The sequence below is a fragment of the Paraburkholderia sp. J69-1 genome (assembly GCF_905220255.1).
GTDB lineage: Bacteria > Pseudomonadota > Gammaproteobacteria > Burkholderiales > Burkholderiaceae > Paraburkholderia.
In genome coordinates, this window is record NZ_CAJMZG010000017.1 from 159,828 (window position 1) to 175,664 (window position 15,837).

The 15,837-nt window shown below is 63.9% G+C and carries 15 protein-coding genes; 5 read left to right on the forward strand and 10 right to left on the reverse strand.

The genetic code is table 11. From position 1 onward, the window contains the following. Window positions 1–11 precede the first annotated feature (11 nt). From U5A67_RS27785 to U5A67_RS27800, 4 genes are all read right to left on the reverse strand, one after another. Window positions 12–962, reverse strand: a complete 951-nt coding sequence (locus tag U5A67_RS27785) for a branched-chain amino acid ABC transporter permease (protein ID WP_205984651.1) — start codon at window positions 960–962, stop codon at window positions 12–14. A 210-nt stretch (window positions 963–1,172) separates the two neighbouring features. After that, complete coding sequence (locus tag U5A67_RS27790) at window positions 1,173–1,721, reverse strand: hypothetical protein (protein WP_321816749.1); 549 nt, start codon at window positions 1,719–1,721, stop codon at window positions 1,173–1,175. Window positions 1,722–2,300: 579 nt separating this feature from the next. Then, complete coding sequence (gene ispH / locus U5A67_RS27795; protein ID WP_205984649.1) at window positions 2,301–3,260, reverse strand: 4-hydroxy-3-methylbut-2-enyl diphosphate reductase; 960 nt, start codon at window positions 3,258–3,260, stop codon at window positions 2,301–2,303. Window positions 3,261–3,269: 9 nt separating this feature from the next. Further along, complete coding sequence (locus U5A67_RS27800) at window positions 3,270–3,725, reverse strand: FKBP-type peptidyl-prolyl cis-trans isomerase (protein ID WP_183720364.1); 456 nt, start codon at window positions 3,723–3,725, stop codon at window positions 3,270–3,272. A gap of 173 nt (window positions 3,726–3,898) precedes the next feature. Here U5A67_RS27800 and radC point away from each other — a divergent pair, with 173 nt between their 5' ends. The 4 genes from radC to nadB all read left to right on the forward strand — a co-directional run bounded on the left by radC (window position 3,899) and on the right by nadB (window position 7,275). Next, window positions 3,899–4,720 (forward strand): RadC family protein, encoded by an 822-nt coding sequence (gene radC, locus U5A67_RS27805; protein WP_321816748.1) that lies wholly within the window; start codon window positions 3,899–3,901, stop codon window positions 4,718–4,720. Between the two features lie 248 nt (window positions 4,721–4,968). Next, window positions 4,969–5,202, forward strand: a complete 234-nt coding sequence (gene rpmB / locus U5A67_RS27810) for a 50S ribosomal protein L28 (protein WP_027794135.1) — start codon at window positions 4,969–4,971, stop codon at window positions 5,200–5,202. A 10-nt stretch (window positions 5,203–5,212) separates the two neighbouring features. Then, complete coding sequence (rpmG, locus tag U5A67_RS27815; protein ID WP_027817504.1) at window positions 5,213–5,380, forward strand: 50S ribosomal protein L33; 168 nt, start codon at window positions 5,213–5,215, stop codon at window positions 5,378–5,380. A 293-nt stretch (window positions 5,381–5,673) separates the two neighbouring features. Beyond that, window positions 5,674–7,275 carry an L-aspartate oxidase gene (gene nadB / locus U5A67_RS27820; RefSeq protein ID WP_205984647.1) on the forward strand — a complete coding sequence of 534 codons (1,602 nt, stop codon included), beginning with the start codon at window positions 5,674–5,676 and terminating at the stop codon, window positions 7,273–7,275. A 99-nt stretch (window positions 7,276–7,374) separates the two neighbouring features. Here nadB and nadC read toward each other — a convergent pair whose 3' ends face one another. The 6 genes from nadC to purN form a co-directional block, all read right to left on the reverse strand. Continuing rightward, complete coding sequence (gene nadC, locus U5A67_RS27825; RefSeq protein WP_321816747.1) at window positions 7,375–8,274, reverse strand: carboxylating nicotinate-nucleotide diphosphorylase; 900 nt, start codon at window positions 8,272–8,274, stop codon at window positions 7,375–7,377. Then, complete coding sequence (nadA, locus tag U5A67_RS27830; protein WP_205984645.1) at window positions 8,275–9,405, reverse strand: quinolinate synthase NadA; 1,131 nt, start codon at window positions 9,403–9,405, stop codon at window positions 8,275–8,277. It abuts the gene before it with no gap. A gap of 183 nt (window positions 9,406–9,588) precedes the next feature. Next, entirely contained in the window at window positions 9,589–10,788 is a 1,200-nt protein-coding gene (locus tag U5A67_RS27835) for an acyl-CoA desaturase (RefSeq protein WP_205984644.1), read from the reverse strand. 263 nt (window positions 10,789–11,051) lie between these two features. Continuing rightward, the gene (locus U5A67_RS27840) at window positions 11,052–12,428 is read right to left on the reverse strand and encodes a mechanosensitive ion channel family protein (protein WP_321816746.1); all 1,377 of its coding nucleotides are present in this window, start codon (window positions 12,426–12,428) and stop codon (window positions 11,052–11,054) included. Between the two features lie 161 nt (window positions 12,429–12,589). Next, window positions 12,590–13,981, reverse strand: a complete 1,392-nt coding sequence (locus U5A67_RS27845) for an RsmB/NOP family class I SAM-dependent RNA methyltransferase (protein ID WP_321816745.1) — start codon at window positions 13,979–13,981, stop codon at window positions 12,590–12,592. Beyond that, window positions 13,978–14,652, reverse strand: a complete 675-nt coding sequence (gene purN / locus U5A67_RS27850; RefSeq protein WP_205984642.1) for a phosphoribosylglycinamide formyltransferase — start codon at window positions 14,650–14,652, stop codon at window positions 13,978–13,980. Before purN ends, U5A67_RS27845 begins: the two co-directional genes overlap by 4 nt. 175 nt (window positions 14,653–14,827) lie before the next feature. On the opposite strand from purN, the gene U5A67_RS27855 reads away from it, so the two are divergent. Further along, entirely contained in the window at window positions 14,828–15,835 is a 1,008-nt protein-coding gene (locus U5A67_RS27855; protein WP_321816744.1) for a bifunctional riboflavin kinase/FAD synthetase, read from the forward strand. Window positions 15,836–15,837: the final 2 nt, after the last annotated feature.

A 15,837-nucleotide genomic window follows, 5' to 3' on the forward strand; every position in this document is an offset into this window, starting at 1 on the left:
TCTACCCCCTCTTATGCGCGGTCCGCGACACGTTCGCCCAGCAGCCCCGACGGACGGAACACGAGCACGACGATCAGCACGACGAATGCGAAGACGTCCTGATAGTTACTGCCGAACACCCCACCGGTCAGATTGCCGATGTAGCCCGCACCCAGCTGCTCGATCAGACCGAGCACCACGCCGCCGACCATCGCGCCGCCGAGGTTGCCGATCCCGCCCAGCACCGCTGCGGTGAACGCCTTCATACCGGGGATGAAGCCCATGTAGAAGTGCGCGTTGCCGTATTCCGAGGCGATCATCACGCCAGCCAGCGCTGCGAGCGCCGAGCCGATCATGAAGGTGGCCGAAATCACGAAGTTCGGGTTCACGCCCATCAGCGAAGCGTTGTTCGGGTTCTCGGCGATCGCACGCATCGCACGGCCGAGCTTGGTCTTGTGCACGAGCAGCAGCAGGCCGGCCATGACCAGGAACGCGACGATGATGATGACGATTTCAGTCGGCGAGATCACCGCGCCCACGCCGGTTTCGGTCGGCTTGATGACGTTGAGCGGATCGGTCGAGATGAGCTGCGGGAACGGCAGCGGATTGCGGCCCCAGATCAGCATCGCGAGCGTCTGCAGCAGGATCGACACGCCGATGGCGGTGATCAGCGGCGCGAGACGCGGCGCGCGGCGCAGCGGCCGGTAGGCGATCCGTTCGATCGTGTACCCGACGAACGCACAGACCACGGCGGCAATGACCAGCGCGATACATAGCGTGGGGATGTTCCCGAGGCCCGGGAAGTGATTCTGGAGGACCGTGATCGCGGACAGCGCAACCATCGCGCCGACCATCAGCACGTCGCCGTGCGCGAAGTTAATGATGCCCAGAATCCCGTACACCATCGTGTAGCCCAGCGCGATGATGGCGTAGATGCTGCCAAGCACCAGCCCATTCAGGATCTGCTGGATGAAAATATCCATTTAATGCTCCTTTGCCCGTGCGACCGGATTCGCGCTTGTCATCGGCCGGTGGGCGATGTTTTACGGAACCGCAACGACACTCTCGGGTACTGAAGTAAAAGACCGGTAACGGTTGGCCACCTCCGGTTCGCGTTGCCGCTGTGTTGCAGCGGCAGGCTCGCCAGGGCGGATGCAAAAACGGCACCGTCGGATGGTTCGGTGCCGTCGGGTTCAACTACCTGTCACGTTCGCTGCGACGCGCACGTTACGAGCCTTGCGGCCAGCCACGTTTGCACCATGCGTCATGACTCCCTTTCCCGGGCGGCCCACTGCACCTGCGGACACGGCGTCAAGCGACGCTGTGGAGCCGCGCAGTACGGCGGGCAAACCGGCTGACAGATCTTGAGTCGAAGCCGCGCCACCTTTTACGGCAACATCGGCGACAACTTTTGGGTCCGTTACGAAATCCACTTTTGCGGGTTTCGCGGCGCTGCTGCTACATGCAACATGCGTGCCAGTTTTCATGACTACAGAGGCGATTGCGATTCCGGTCGGCTCGGCAGCATGGCCCTGCTTCAGGCCCATGTGGCTGAAGCGCCTTTCCCCAAGGCGCTTCCGTCCGTTGTCATCGTCGTTTCCGGATCGCATATCGGTTTCCTCCGGGAGCGCAACGGTCATCGATGTCGCACTCATGCCCGTTCGGGCACCACAGGAGAACCACGCGAGGCGTGGCGCAACCGCAGGTGCCGACGACGCGGCAAAAGCAAACTCGAATTGCATTAAACAGGTCTCCTGCGCCTTCCGAAATGCTTGTCTGGTGGGCCTCGCACGGATGTCCGGCCCTCAGAACGCGCGCATTGTAACTCCAATTATGCAGCCGGCAATATTGTTGAACCGACAGGGTTTTCCTGCATTGCAACCACTCCCTGAAAGAAGAAGCCGTCAGAGGTTGCACCTTTGGTTGCGCCGCATTTTCGTGCATCAGTTGCACCAGAATTCGCCGCAATTCGCATCAAGTGTTGCGGGCGTGCGCCGCTACGCCTTATGGGGCGGGCATCGCCTGTCTGAGGGTGAGCATTTAAATGGGTATTGAGTGACAGCACCGCTTTGGTGCAGATGAATTATTCAGGACTCCGATGACCCCATTAAAAGGGGTCACACCACCGAAATCCACCCTGCCCTATAGCGAAAACACTAATACGAACAGGGTGTAGCAACGCGGTTCACCGCACATTTCCGATGATGGAGCCCCATTTATTGAGCGGCCCGCGCTTCGCCTTCCTGGTGCGCGGGCAATAAAAAAGCGCGCCATCGGCGCGCTTTTAGGGGAGCGGCAAAGCGCCTGTCGATCTGCCTGCCTCAGGCAGGCTGACCCAGGCCGCGCGGCAACGGGAACGCGATGTTCTCTTCGATGCCATCGAGCGCGCGCACGTTGCGCACGCCCAGCTCGTTCAGACGCTGGATGATCTGCTGCGCGAGCGCCTCGGGCGCCGAAGCGCCAGCCGTCAGGCCGATACGGCGCTTGCCTTCGAGCCAGGCCGGATCGATCTGGTCGGGCGCGTCCACCATATAGGCAGGAATGCCACGCTTTTCCGCGACTTCGCGCAGACGGTTCGAATTCGAGCTGTTCGGGCTGCCCACCACGATCACGACGTCGCACTGTGGCGCCATGAACTTGACGGCGTCCTGACGGTTTTGCGTGGCGTAGCAGATGTCCTGCTTCTTCGGCTCGCGAATCGCCGGGAAACGCGTCTTGAGCGCGGCGATGATGTCGGCCGCATCGTCCACGGAAAGCGTGGTCTGCGTGACGAACGCCACGCGTTGCGGATCGCGCAGCGTGAGCGCCGCGACATCGGCGATATCTTCGACGAGATACATGCCCTCGCCCACCTGGCCCATCGTGCCTTCGACTTCAGGATGGCCCTTGTGGCCGATCATGACGATGTCGAGGCCTTCGTCGCGCATCTTCGCGACTTCGACGTGCACCTTGGTCACGAGCGGACAGGTCGCGTCGTAGACGCGCAGGCCGCGCGATTCGGCGTCGGCGCGCACCGCCTTGGAGACGCCGTGCGCACTGAAGATCACCGTGTTGCCGGACGGCACTTCATCGAGCTGCTCGATGAAAATCGCCCCTTTCTTGCGCAGGTCTTCGACGACATACGCGTTGTGGACAATTTCGTGGCGCACGTAGATCGGCGCGCCATGGATCTGGATAGCCCGTTCGACGATCTCGATGGCGCGGTCGACACCGGCGCAGAAACCGCGCGGCTGGGCTAGCAGAATTTCAGCGTTGGCGAGAAAGGACGTATCCGTGGTCATGGGCTTTCTTTACAGGATTCCAATGATTTGCACTTCGAACGCAACCGCCTGGCCAGCGAGCGGGTGATTGAAATCAAAGAGCGCGGAAGTCTCGTTGACTTCCTTGAGCACGCCGGCGTAACGGTCGCCGTTAGGTGCGTTGAATTCGACGAGGTCGCCAGGGCGGAAGCTTTCACCGATCACCGCATTGTCGCGCAGCGTTTTGAGCGAGATGCGCTGGATCAGGTCGGGATTGCGCTGACCGAAGGCGACACCCGGTTCTAGCTGAAAGGTGGAGTGGTGCCCAACCTTCAGACCCCGCAGAATGTCTTCAAGCGGCGGCGCGAGCTGGCCGGCGCCCAGCAACAGCGTGGCGGGCCGGTCGACAAAGGTGTTGACGATCTCGGTGCCATCGGCGAGCGAAAGCCGGTAGTGCAACGTGACGTGGGAACCGGGTTTCACCTCGGAGATGTCGATGATGCTCATGCGGTACTCATTTTCGTCTGGGCGCGCCCGCCGCGCGTGCTCGCCCCAAGCGCCCGAAAGGGCCGGCCCGGCCGCCTGGCGTTCCAGCGGTCGGAAAACGCCTATTGTAAGGCACATAGATCATCGACGGACGCCGCGCGCAAGGCGTGCCCCGCCGGTCTTGAGGAGGTCGAATGTTCGAAATCGCCTGTGACAAACCGCATCGGGGCAGCGAGGCCGCGAGCGCGAATCCCCTGCCGCCGTTGCCGCCCTTGCCGGGCCTGAAACCCGCGACGCCAGTGGGGTCTGAGGCGCCTTTGCCTTCGGTGTCGTTCGCGCCGCCCGAACCCGGCGTGCCGCGCCGCCTCGCCATGCCGCGCGAGCGGCTGCGCGAAGCCGGCCCCGGCTCGCTCTCCGACCTCGAACTGGTCGCGCTGCTGCTCGGCTCCGGCCTGCCCGGCCACGATGTCTTCGATGTCGCGCGCTCGCTGCTCAAGCACTTCGGCTCGCTGCGCGCGATGCTCGACGCCCAGCGCGAAGAGTTCGAAGGGCTGCGCGGCATCGGCCCGGCCAAGGCGTCGAAGCTCGTGGCCGTGCTGGAACTGGCGCGGCGCGCGCTCGCCGAGCAGATCGAGGAAAAACCGCTGATCGATTCGCCCGGCGCGGTGGACGATTATTTGCGCCTGCTGATCGGCGGGCGCGCCCATGAGGTGTTCATCTGCCTCTTTCTCGATATCCGGCACCGGCTGATCCGCACCGAGGAAAGTACGCGCGGCACACTCACCCGCATGGCGGTGTATCCTCGTGAAATCGTGCGACGGGCGCTGATGCTCAACGCCGCGCACCTGATCGTGGCGCACAACCATCCGTCCGGCGCGGTCCAGCCAAGCGCGAGCGACCGGCGCCTCACCCGGGTTCTGCGCGAAACGCTCGCACTCGTGGATGTCCAGCTGGGCGACCACCTGATCATCGGCACGCAGGAGACGTTTTCGTTTGCCCGCCATGGCCTGGACTGAGGCGTCCAGCCGACACCGCCACCACGATATCCGCAAATTGCGTTTGATTTTCCTGGATTTTTTCTGCTAGAATCGCGGTTTGCCTATTTCCAACCCTGTTCTGAAGCCCTTTGAGGCGTTCCAGGGGAAATACGGCCTGGGTTCGAGGTTGTCTCTCATCCATACGTGAGCGCGCTCTTATTCCGGCCATTTCTCGCCTGGGAAACCTTCAGCGGCTCTCGAACTCCGAATTCCGTAGGAGTGCACTCATGGCACGTGTATGCCAAGTCACTGGGAAAGCGCCGATGAGCGGCAACAACGTTTCCCACGCTAACAACAAAACCAAGCGCCGTTTCCTCCCGAATCTGCAAAATCGCCGTTTCTGGGTTGAAAGCGAAAACCGTTGGGTGCGTCTGCGCATCTCGAACGCAGGCCTGCGCCTGATCGACAAGAACGGCATCGATTCCGTGCTCGCAGACCTGCGCGCACGCGGCGAACTGTAAGGAGTAAATCATGGCCAAGGGTATCCGCGACAAGATCAAGCTCGAGTCGACCGCAGGCACGGGTCACTTCTACACGACGACGAAGAACAAGCGCAACATGCCGGAAAAAATGTCGATCAAGAAGTTCGACCCGGTTGTTCGTAAGCACGTCGAGTACAAGGAAACCAAGATCAAGTAATTGATCCGGTTTCGAGCCTGACGAAGACAAGAAAAGCCCCGCTTCCAGCGGGGCTTTTCCTTTTCCGGCCCAGATTTCGTCATGCCTCTTTCGCACATCGCGTAACAGGCTTTTGCGTGCCGCTTTTCCGTACCTTTTCTGCCTCTCGCCGCAAGTGCGGCTTTTCCTACGCTCCCCTCTCGGAGTATGCTTGCCGCTTCACCCGCCGCCGACGCGCCTACCATGCAACCTGGGCACGCACATGACAGCGGACAGCAGTCAGCGCAGAACAAAAGAGACGGAGAAGCAGGACCATGAATTTCGATGTAGCGATCGTCGGCAGCGGGCTGGCGGGATTGAGCGTCGCCCTGAACCTTGCCGAATCGCGCCGCGTGGTGATCATCGCCAAACGCGCGATGACGGAAGGCGCGAGCGATCGTGCGCAAGGCGGCATCGCCGCGGTGCTCGACTCGGCCGACAGCGTGGAAAACCATGTCGATGACACGCTCGTCGCCGGCGGCGGACTCTGCGACGAAAGCGCGACACGCTATATCGTCGAGCACGGCCGCGCCGCCATCGAATGGCTGATCGCGCAGGACGTGCCGTTCACGAAGGACGCCGCCGCGGAACTGGGCTTTCACCTCACGCGCGAAGGCGGCCACAGCCATCGCCGCATCATTCACGCCGCCGACGCCACCGGCCACGCCGTCGTGCAGACCCTGCTCGAACGCGCGCGCCAGCATCCGAATATCACGATTCTCGAAGATCACCAGGCGATCGACGTCATCACGTCCGACCGCCTTGGCCTGCCGGGCCGCCGCTGCCACGGTCTCTACGCGCTCGACCTGAAAAACGACCGCACGGTGACGATCCAGGCGCCGCACACCGTACTGGCGACCGGCGGCGCGGGCAAGGTCTATCTCTACACGACCAACCCCGACACGGCCACCGGCGACGGCATCGCCATGGCCTGGCGCGCGGGCTGCCGCGTGGCGAACATGGAATTCATCCAGTTCCACCCGACCTGCCTGTTCCACCCGCACGCCAAGTCCTTCCTGATCACCGAAGCCGTGCGCGGCGAAGGCGGCCTGCTGCGTCTGCCCGACGGCACGCGCTTCATGCCCGAACACGATGCGCGCGCCGAACTCGCGCCGCGAGACATCGTTGCGCGCGCGATCGACTTCGAGATCAAGAAACACGGCATCGACTGCGTGCATCTCGATATCAGCCATCAACCGGCGGCGTTTCTCGAAGAGCACTTCCCCACCGTGCTGGCGCGTTGCCGCGAGTTCGGCATCGACATCACGAAAGAGCCGATTCCGGTCGTGCCCGCCGCACACTACACCTGCGGCGGCGTCGTCACCGATCTGGCGGGCCGCACCGATCTCGCGGGCCTCTATGCCGTCGGCGAAACGTCGTACACGGGTCTGCACGGCGCGAACCGTCTGGCCAGCAACTCGCTGCTCGAATGCCTGGTGATCGGCCGCTCGGCGGCTGAAGCGATCGAGGCCGAAGGCTTCGAAGCGGGCGCGCACGCTCCGCTGCCCGATTGGGACGAGAGCCGCGTTTCGGACTCGGATGAAGAAGTCGTGGTCGCCCACAACTGGGACGAACTGCGCCGCCTGATGTGGAATTACGTGGGCATCGTGCGCACGGACAAGCGTCTCGAACGCGCGCAGCATCGTATTTCGCTGCTGCGCGACGAAATCCAGGAGTACTACGCCAACTTCCGCGTCACGCGCGATCTGCTGGAACTGCGCAACCTCGTGGAAGTGGCGTCGCTGATCGTCGAAAGCGCGCGTTCGCGCCGCGAAAGCCGTGGCCTGCACTACAGCCGCGACTGGCCGAATTCGCTGCCCAAGGCGCTGCCGAGCGTGCTGTCGCCGCAGCACGTGCGCAATCGCACGGTGTCGTAAGCGCTCAGGCAACGCCCGCGCAAACGCCCGGCACAATAGAAAAGGCCATCTCTCGCGAGACGGCCTTTTTGCTTTTCAAGCGCAAGCGGGACTTGCCGCTCAGACGATCCGCATCGAGTAGTCGGTTGCGCGCACGTCCTTCGTCAGCGCGCCGATCGACACGCGGTCCACGCCGGTTTCCGCGATCGTGCGCACGGTATCGAAGTTCACGCCGCCCGAAACTTCGAGCACCGCGCGGCCCGCCGTGCGCGTCACCGCTTCGCGCATCATCTCGAACGAGAAGTTATCGAGCAGCACCGAGGTCGCGCCGTGGGCGAGCGCCGTGTCGAGCTGTTCGAGCGTTTCCACTTCGATCTGGATCGGCACGCCTGCGTCGAGCGCGAGCGCCGCGTTCATCGCCGCGCCCACGCCGCCCGCCGCCGCGATGTGGTTTTCCTTGATCAGGATGCCGTCATAAAGCGCCAGACGCTGATTCGCGCCGCCGCCCACGCGCACCGCGTACTTCTGCGCGAGGCGCAGGCCCGGCAGCGTCTTGCGCGTGTCGAGGATGCGGGTTTTCGTGTGCGCGATGGCATCGACGTAACGACGCGTCGCGCTCGCCACGCCCGAGAGCAGCTGCAGGAAGTTCATCGCGTTGCGCTCGGCCGTGAGCAGCGAGCGCGCCGGACCGCGCAGCGAGCAGACCGGCGTGTCCGCCGTCATGCGATCGCCCTCGCGATAGTGCCAGCGCACTTCGATGCGCGGATCGACCTGCTTCACCACGCCGTCGAACCACAGCACGCCGCACAGCACCGCATCTTCGCGCACGATGATGCGCGCGTCGCGCACATCGTCGGCGGGCACGAGACGCCCGGTCTGGTCGCCGCTGCCGACGTCTTCCGCCAGCGCATCGGCCACATTGCGCACAATCGCGTCATCGAACGCCGCGCCGTATTGCGCACGCACTTCGGGCAGCACGGTCGAGACCGCGTTCACTGCCATCAATTCCAGAGCACCCATTTACGCCGGCCCCACTTGAGAGAACAGCGCGGTGTCACGCGCGAGATCGCCGCTCGCCTGCACGCGACGCTTGTGCTCGGCCGCGAACGCCAGCATGCGGTCGATCGGCAGACGCGCACGTTCGCCGATGGCGGCATCGACGAAAATTTCGTTGTGGCCGCGCTCCAGCACATCGGCCAGATTCGCGAGGCCGTTCATGGCCATCCACGGGCAATGCGCGCAGCTCTTGCAGGTTGCGCTATTGCCGGCCGTGGGCGCTTCGATGAAGGTCTTGCCGGGCGCCGCCAGACGCATCTTGTGCAGAATGCCCAGATCGGTCGCGACGATGAAACGCTGCGCGTCTAGCTTCACGGCGGCGTCGATCAGCTGCGTGGTCGAGCCGACCACGTCCGCGAGCGCCACCACGCCTTCGGGCGATTCCGGGTGCACGAGCACCTTGGCATCGGGATATTCGGCGCGCAGCAGATCGAGTTCGACGCCCTTGAATTCGTCGTGCACGAGGCAGGAGCCTTGCCAGAGCAGCATGTCGGCGCCCGTCTTCTTCTGGATGTAGCTACCCAGATGGCGGTCCGGCGCCCACAGGATCTTCTCGCCCTTCGCGTGCAGATCGGCGACGATTTCGAGACCGATCGACGACGTCACCATCCAGTCCGCGCGTGCCTTCACGGCGGCGCTGGTGTTGGCGTAAACGACCACGGTGCGGTCGGGATGCTGGTCGCAGAACGCGGAGAATTCGTCGGCCGGGCAGCCGAGGTCGAGCGAACAGGTCGCGTCGAGGTCCGGCATCAGAATGCGTTTGTTCGGGCTCAGTATCTTCGCCGTCTCGCCCATGAAGCGCACACCGGCAACCACCAGCGTCTGGGCCTCGTGATCGCGGCCAAAGCGCGCCATTTCGAGCGAATCGGCCACGCAGCCGCCGGTTTCGTCGGCCAGCTCCTGCAATTCAGGATCGACATAATAGTGCGCGACGAGCACCGCTTTCTCGCGCTTGAGCAATGCGCGGATGCGCTCCTTCAACGCAGCGCGCTCGGCCATCGAAGGCGCGTCGGGCACCTTCGCCCACGCCTGTCCGACACCGCACATCGCGCCCTGCGGACGGTCGTATTCGACCGCTTTAATCGCCTGACTCATGATCTCCTCTGTCGACCAGGATTGCCGCGCAAGCGGCCTGCCCTGATCCCATGCATCGTTGCTGCCCTGCCAACCGCCGCGGCACCACTTAAATCCGCGGCCCAAAAAGAAAAACCCCGCCAGCGCGGGGTTTTGTGACGTATCTGAATTCTAATGGATTTTCTTCAGATCACGCAGGGTGCATCAGGCGTAGCGGCGCAGACGCGACGCGAATTCCTGCAGCGCCTTGATGCCGCTTTGTTCGGCACGATGGCACCAATCCTGCAGCTGCGTGAGCAGTTGTTCGCGCGAAGCGCTCGAACGATCCCAGATCTGCGCGAGTTCGTTGCGCAGTTCGATGAACGTGCGCATCTTCTGGCTGTTCGCAAAAATCTGCGGCAGCTGACGCTTCTGCGGCTCGTTCAGGCTGGCTTCTTCCTTGGCGACCCACTTGCTGGCGCCGCGCATGATCTTGTACTTCTCGCGCTCGCCCACTTCCTTGAGGTGCGCCAGTTCCTGGCGATAGGCCTGCTTCACGGCCTTGGCGTAGCGCGCCATCACTTCGTAGCGGTTCGAGAGCACGGCCTGCAGCGTTTCGTGGTCGGCGATCAGCTTGCCTTCCTTGGCCAGACGCGGCGTGGGCGCGACCTTCTTGACCTTGGCCAGACCCACTGCCGACATCAGACGGATATACATCCAGCCGATATCGAACTCGTACCACTTGTTCGACAGCTTCGCGGACGTCGCGAAGGTGTGGTGGTTGTTATGCAGTTCTTCGCCGCCGATGATGATGCCCCACGGGAACAGGTTCGTGCTGGCATCCGACGAGTTGAAGTTGCGATAACCCCAGAAGTGGCCCAGACCGTTCACGACGCCGGCGGCCCAGAACGGAATCCACGCCATCTGCACGGCCCAGACGGTCAGACCGAGCACGCCGAACAGCGCGACGTCGATGACCATCAGGATGCTCACGCCGAGGATCGGGAAGCGCGTGTAGACGTTGCGCTCCATCCAGTCGTTAGGCGTGCCGTGGCTGAAACGGCGCAGCGTTTCTTCGTTCTTCGCTTCGGCGCGATAGAGTTCGGCGCCTTCGAGGAACACCTTCCAGATGCCGCGCGTTTGCGGGCTGTGCGGATCTTCTTCGGTCTCGCACTTGGCGTGGTGCTTGCGGTGGATAGCCGCCCATTGGCCCGTCAGCATGCCCGTGGTCATCCACAGCCAGAAACGGAAGAAGTGGCTCGCGATCGGGTGCAGTTCGAGCGCACGGTGCGCCTGGCAGCGGTGCAGATACACCGTCACGCCGACGATCGTGATGTGCGTCGCAGCCAGCGCGCAGAGCAGGATCTGCCACCACGAGAAATGCAGCACCCCGTGGGCGAGAAAATCAAGCAGGGAATTCAACAAGGTTCGTACCCGTGAAACGAAGCGTGCCGGCCCGGGAGCCTTACGCCGTTGTCAGAAAAGTGAAAGCGTTCAGGAGAGTTTGGACGGCATTCTACTAGAACCGTTCCAAGTGTTTGTAACAAATGAAGATTTTTTTCCCTAATGACGTCTGAGTCAACGGCTATGAGGCTGAATTTTAGCCCCTGGAGGCGCTTTGCCGCACCTGATTTGCCCCTCCAGAATCGCCTCAGCCTTTCGGCCCTTTTAGCCTCGATTCGATGGCATCAGCGCGTCTGGGCCGCCCCACTTGCGCCTCCCGCTTCGGCGGTGTTCAAAGCGTCATTCGCGACGACCGGCAGTCCAACCGGCAGGCCCTGACCGATGATCCGCACCTCGCGCTGCGCGAACGGAATCGAAATGCCGTGCTCGTTATATAAGCGCCAGATGTTCAGATTCACGTTCGAGCGCACGCTCGACGTGCCGTTAGCCGCATCGGCGATCCAGAAACCCAGTTCCAGGTTGATGCCATCGGCGCCGAAGCCTGCCAGATATGGGGTCGGGGCCGGATCGTTCAAGACCCGGTCCACGCCCTCGGCGGCGCGCGCGAGCAGCGCCATCGCCTGTTCGATATTCGTGTCGTAGGCCACCTGCACCGCCGCCTTCGCGTAGCCACGCGTCAGATACGACGACTGGTTCTGTACGACATCGGTGATCAGTTTTTCGTTCGGGATCAGCGTTTCCACGCCGTCGAGCCCGCGCACCACGGTGTAGCGCGTGCGGATCTGCGTCACCTTGCCGGCGAGGCCGCTCACGTTGATGGTGTCGCCCAGACGCAACGAGCGGTCGATCAGGATGATGAAGCCCGACACATAGTTGCTCGCGATCTTCTGCAAGCCGAACCCGAGCCCGACGCCCAGCGCGCCGCCGAACACGCCCAGCACCGTAATGTCGATGCCGACGATCGACAGGCTGAACAGAATCGCCGCGAACACCAGCAGCGCACGGCCCACGCGCGCGAGCACGACGCGCAGATTGGCGTCGATGGTCGTGGCGCGCATCAGACGATCTTCGAGCGCCGCGCCCGCCCAGATCGCCACCAACATCGTCACGCAGACCCACAGCACGCCGGTGGCGAGCGACAACAGCGTCACATGCGCCGTGCCGATGCGAAAGCGCACGCTCTCCATCCACGCGAGCACGTCGTCCTGAATGCCGAGCACCGTAAACAGCATGCCGAGCCAGACGATCAACGACACCAGCTTTTCGGCGATCGAGAGCCACGCGTGCGTCTGACCGTCGCGGCTGAACACGCGCCGCGCGAAGAAGAACGCGATGTAAATCAGCCCGATGCCGAACAGCGGCACGAGGGCCAGATTCAGCAGCGAGGTGTGGATGAAGTTGCTGGATATCTCGCGCGTGGCCCAGACGCAGCCCGCGCCGATCAGCGGAAAGAGCGCGCGGGAGAGGCTTTCGGCGCCGAAGCGCAGCGCCTCGTAGCGGACCTGGCGGCGCGCTTCGAGCGCGTGACGCAACAGCCGCGCGATCAGCCACGCGAGCACCAGCGCGCCGATCAGCACGGCGGCCTGCCAGAGCATGACCGGCTGGCCGAAGTCGCGGATCACGCCGCCCAGCATGTGTGAGAACAAACGGTTTTCCATCATGAGCGCTTTCGCGTCCGGTAATTCTGGTGAATCAAGTCCTGCTTCGAGTTCCGTTGCCAGAAACGACGACCCAAGCGACGCGGGGCCGCCCGGTCTGCACCGGACGGCCCCGCGCGCCTGCCAGCCGAACTTTTCAGCGCGGCTGGCTGCAACGCTGAAGCTTATTCGAGCGCGGCGTCCGGCTCGGCGGCTTCGAGCTGCTGCGCTTTGGCGATCGCATCGGCAGTTTCCGTGGCCGCTGCGGCTTCGTCAGGCGTCGTTTCAGCCTTGGCCTTCTTCGTCTTCGGCTGCGCATCACCGCGACGCTCCAGCACGGCGGCGAAGAAGCCGTCCGTGGCGTGGCGGTGCGGCCACAGCGAGAGGTAATCGCCGGTATCGAGACCCACGCGCTGATCCGCCAGCACCTCACGCGCGGGCACCAGCGCGTAGTCCGGGTGCGCTTCGAGGAACTGCTTCACGACCGCTTCGTTTTCCGCTTCCAGAATGCTGCAGGTTGCGTACACGAGACGGCCGCCGCGCTTGAGCAGACGCGCGGCGCTGGTGAGAATCGACAGTTGCTTGGGCGCGAGTTCCGCGACCGATTCCGGCGATTGACGCCACTTCAGGTCGGGGTTGCGACGCAGCGTGCCCAGACCCGAGCACGGCGCATCCACCAGCACGCGGTCGATCTTGCCGATCAGGCGCTTGATCTTGGCGTCGTGTTCGCTATCGATCAGCACCGGATTCACGTTCGACAGGCCGCTGCGCGCGAGACGCGGCTTGAGCTTGGCCAGACGCTTTTCGGAGATGTCGAAGGCGTAGAGACGGCCGCTCGAACGCATCATCGCGCCGAGTGCGAGCGTCTTGCCGCCCGCGCCGGCGCAGAAGTCCACCACCATTTCGCCGCGGCGCGGCGCGAGCAGCGAACACAGCAGCTGGCTGCCTTCGTCCTGCACTTCGAACCAGCCGTTCTTGAACGCGTCGAGCTTCGACAGCGCCGGCTTGCCCGTCACGCGCACGCCAAACGGTGCGAACGGCGTTTCAGCGCCTTCGATGCCCGATTCCGACAGCGCGCGAATCAGTTCTTCGCGGTTCGCCTTGATCGGGTTCGCGCGCAGATCCAGCGGCGCCGGGTAGTTCAGCGCGGCGGCCAGTTGAGCGAGCTCGGCGGCGTCGAAGCGCGAATCCAGCGCCTTGACGATCCAGTCGGGCAGGTTCAGCTGCTGGCGCAGCGGCAGGCTCGCCGGGTCGATCTTCGCGACGTGCTCGAGCCAGCTGGCTTCGGCGTCCGACACAAAGGGACGAATCGCGTTGCGGCCCGCCGTGGCCATCAGGCCGAGCAGCGTGAGACGTCGCGTCGGGTTGCCCGTACCGCTTTCGGCCAGATGCGCGAACTCCATGCGACGGCGCAGCACCGCGAACACGGCTTCGGCGATCACACCGCGTTCGGCGTGGCCGAGCTTCGGATGCTCGCGGAAGAAACGGCTCGTCGCCGCGTCAGCGGGACCCGTGAATTTCAGAACGTCGGCAAGCAACGTCTCAGTTTGTCCAATCAAAAAACCATGCAGCCTCATGCGCCCTCCCCGGCGGTGTGTGCTTGTGCTTCGTTTGCGTCGTCAAGGAAGAGCCATTGCGGCTCGGGTGCTGCGAGCGTCACGCGCTCGCCGTCGAGCGCGAGGCGCCCTTCGACGAACCAGCGCACCGCACGCGGATACATCTCATGTTCGGTCTTCAGTACGCGCGCAGCGAGCGCGGCGGCATCGTCGCCCGCCCGCACCGGCACTGCCGACTGTGCGACGATCGGCCCATGGTCGAGCGTGGGCGTGACAAAATGCACCGTCGCGCCGTGGACGCGGCAACCCGCGTCGAGCGCCTGCTGGTGCGTCTTGAGGCCCGGAAAGCTCGGCAGCAGCGACGGGTGGATGTTAAGCATCCGGCCCGAATAATGCTGGACGAAGCCTTCCGTCAGCACGCGCATGAAGCCGGCGAGCACGACGAGGTCCGGCGCGTAGCCGTCGATGGTTTGCGCGAGCGCCGCGTCGAAGCTGACCCGATCAGGATACTGGCGGTGATCGACGACCGCCGTGGCGATGCCATGCGAGGCTGCGAACGCAAGCCCCGCGGCATCCGGGCGGTTGGCAATCACGGCGGCGATGCGCGCCGGCCAGGCTTCGTGCGCGCAGGCGCGCACGATGGCTTCCATGTTGCTTCCCCGTCCCGAAATCAGGATGACGAGATTTTTCATCCGCGGATTTTATCATTGGGCGGCACTCCTCACGCTCGGGCGGCGGCGATCGGCGTCGCGTGCGTTTATAATCTCCTGTTCCGTCGCGGCTAATCGCCGCCGAACCAGTCACATTCGTGGTCTCATTCGGTCAAATTCAGGACGCCAGGCTGGCGTCCGCTCAGGTCCCGTTATCGTGAGAGTCTTCCGCGGTCTTCCCAATGCCGAAAGCCGCGCGCCCTGCGCGCTCACCATCGGCAACTTCGACGGTGTCCACCGCGGGCATCAGGCATTGCTCGCGCGCGTGCGCGAAGCGGCCGACGCGCGCGGCCTGCCCGTCTGCGTGATGACTTTCGAACCGCATCCGCGCGAGTTCTTCAATCCTGCGAGCGCCCCGCCGCGCATCGCCATGCTGCGCGACAAGCTCGAAGCGCTGCGCGAGAACGGCGTGGACCGCGTGGTGGTCGAGCATTTCAACCACACCTTCGCCAGTCAGTCGCCGGACGATTTTGTCTCGCGCATCATCGTGGGCGGCCTGCACGCGCGCTGGATGATGATCGGCGACGACTTCCGCTACGGCGCGAAGCGCGCGGGCGATTTCGCCTCGCTGCAGGTGGCGGGTGCGGAACATGGTTTCGAAGTCGAGCAGATGGCTACCGTCGCCGATCCATCCGGCGTGCGTATCTCCAGTTCCGCCGTGCGCACGCAGCTCGCGGCCGGCGATCTGGACGCGGCGCGCGCCTCGCTGGGCCGCGGCTATGAAATCAGCGGGCACGTCACGCACGGCCTGAAGCTGGGCCGCGACCTGGGCTTCCCCACGCTGAATCTGCCGATCGGCCACAAGCGCCCCGCGCTCAAAGGCATTTTCGTCGTGCAGGTGCATGGCATCGCCGATCATCCGCTGCCCGGCGTCGCCAGCCTCGGCCTGCGCCCGACGGTGGACGATTCGGGCCGCGTGCTGCTCGAAGTGCATCTGCTCGACTGGCATGGCGACGCCTACGGCAAGCTCGTACGCGTCGAGTTCCTCAAGAAATTGCGTGACGAGGAGAAGTTCGCCGACCTCGAAACGCTGACCGCCGCCATCGCGCGCGACGTGACGCATGCCCGCGCGTGGTTCGCCGCGGCGGGTGTCGACGCGAGCGCGGATACACCCGGCGGACGTTCCACCGGTTTCGCCACCTCGGCGACCGACCGAATTAGGTGACT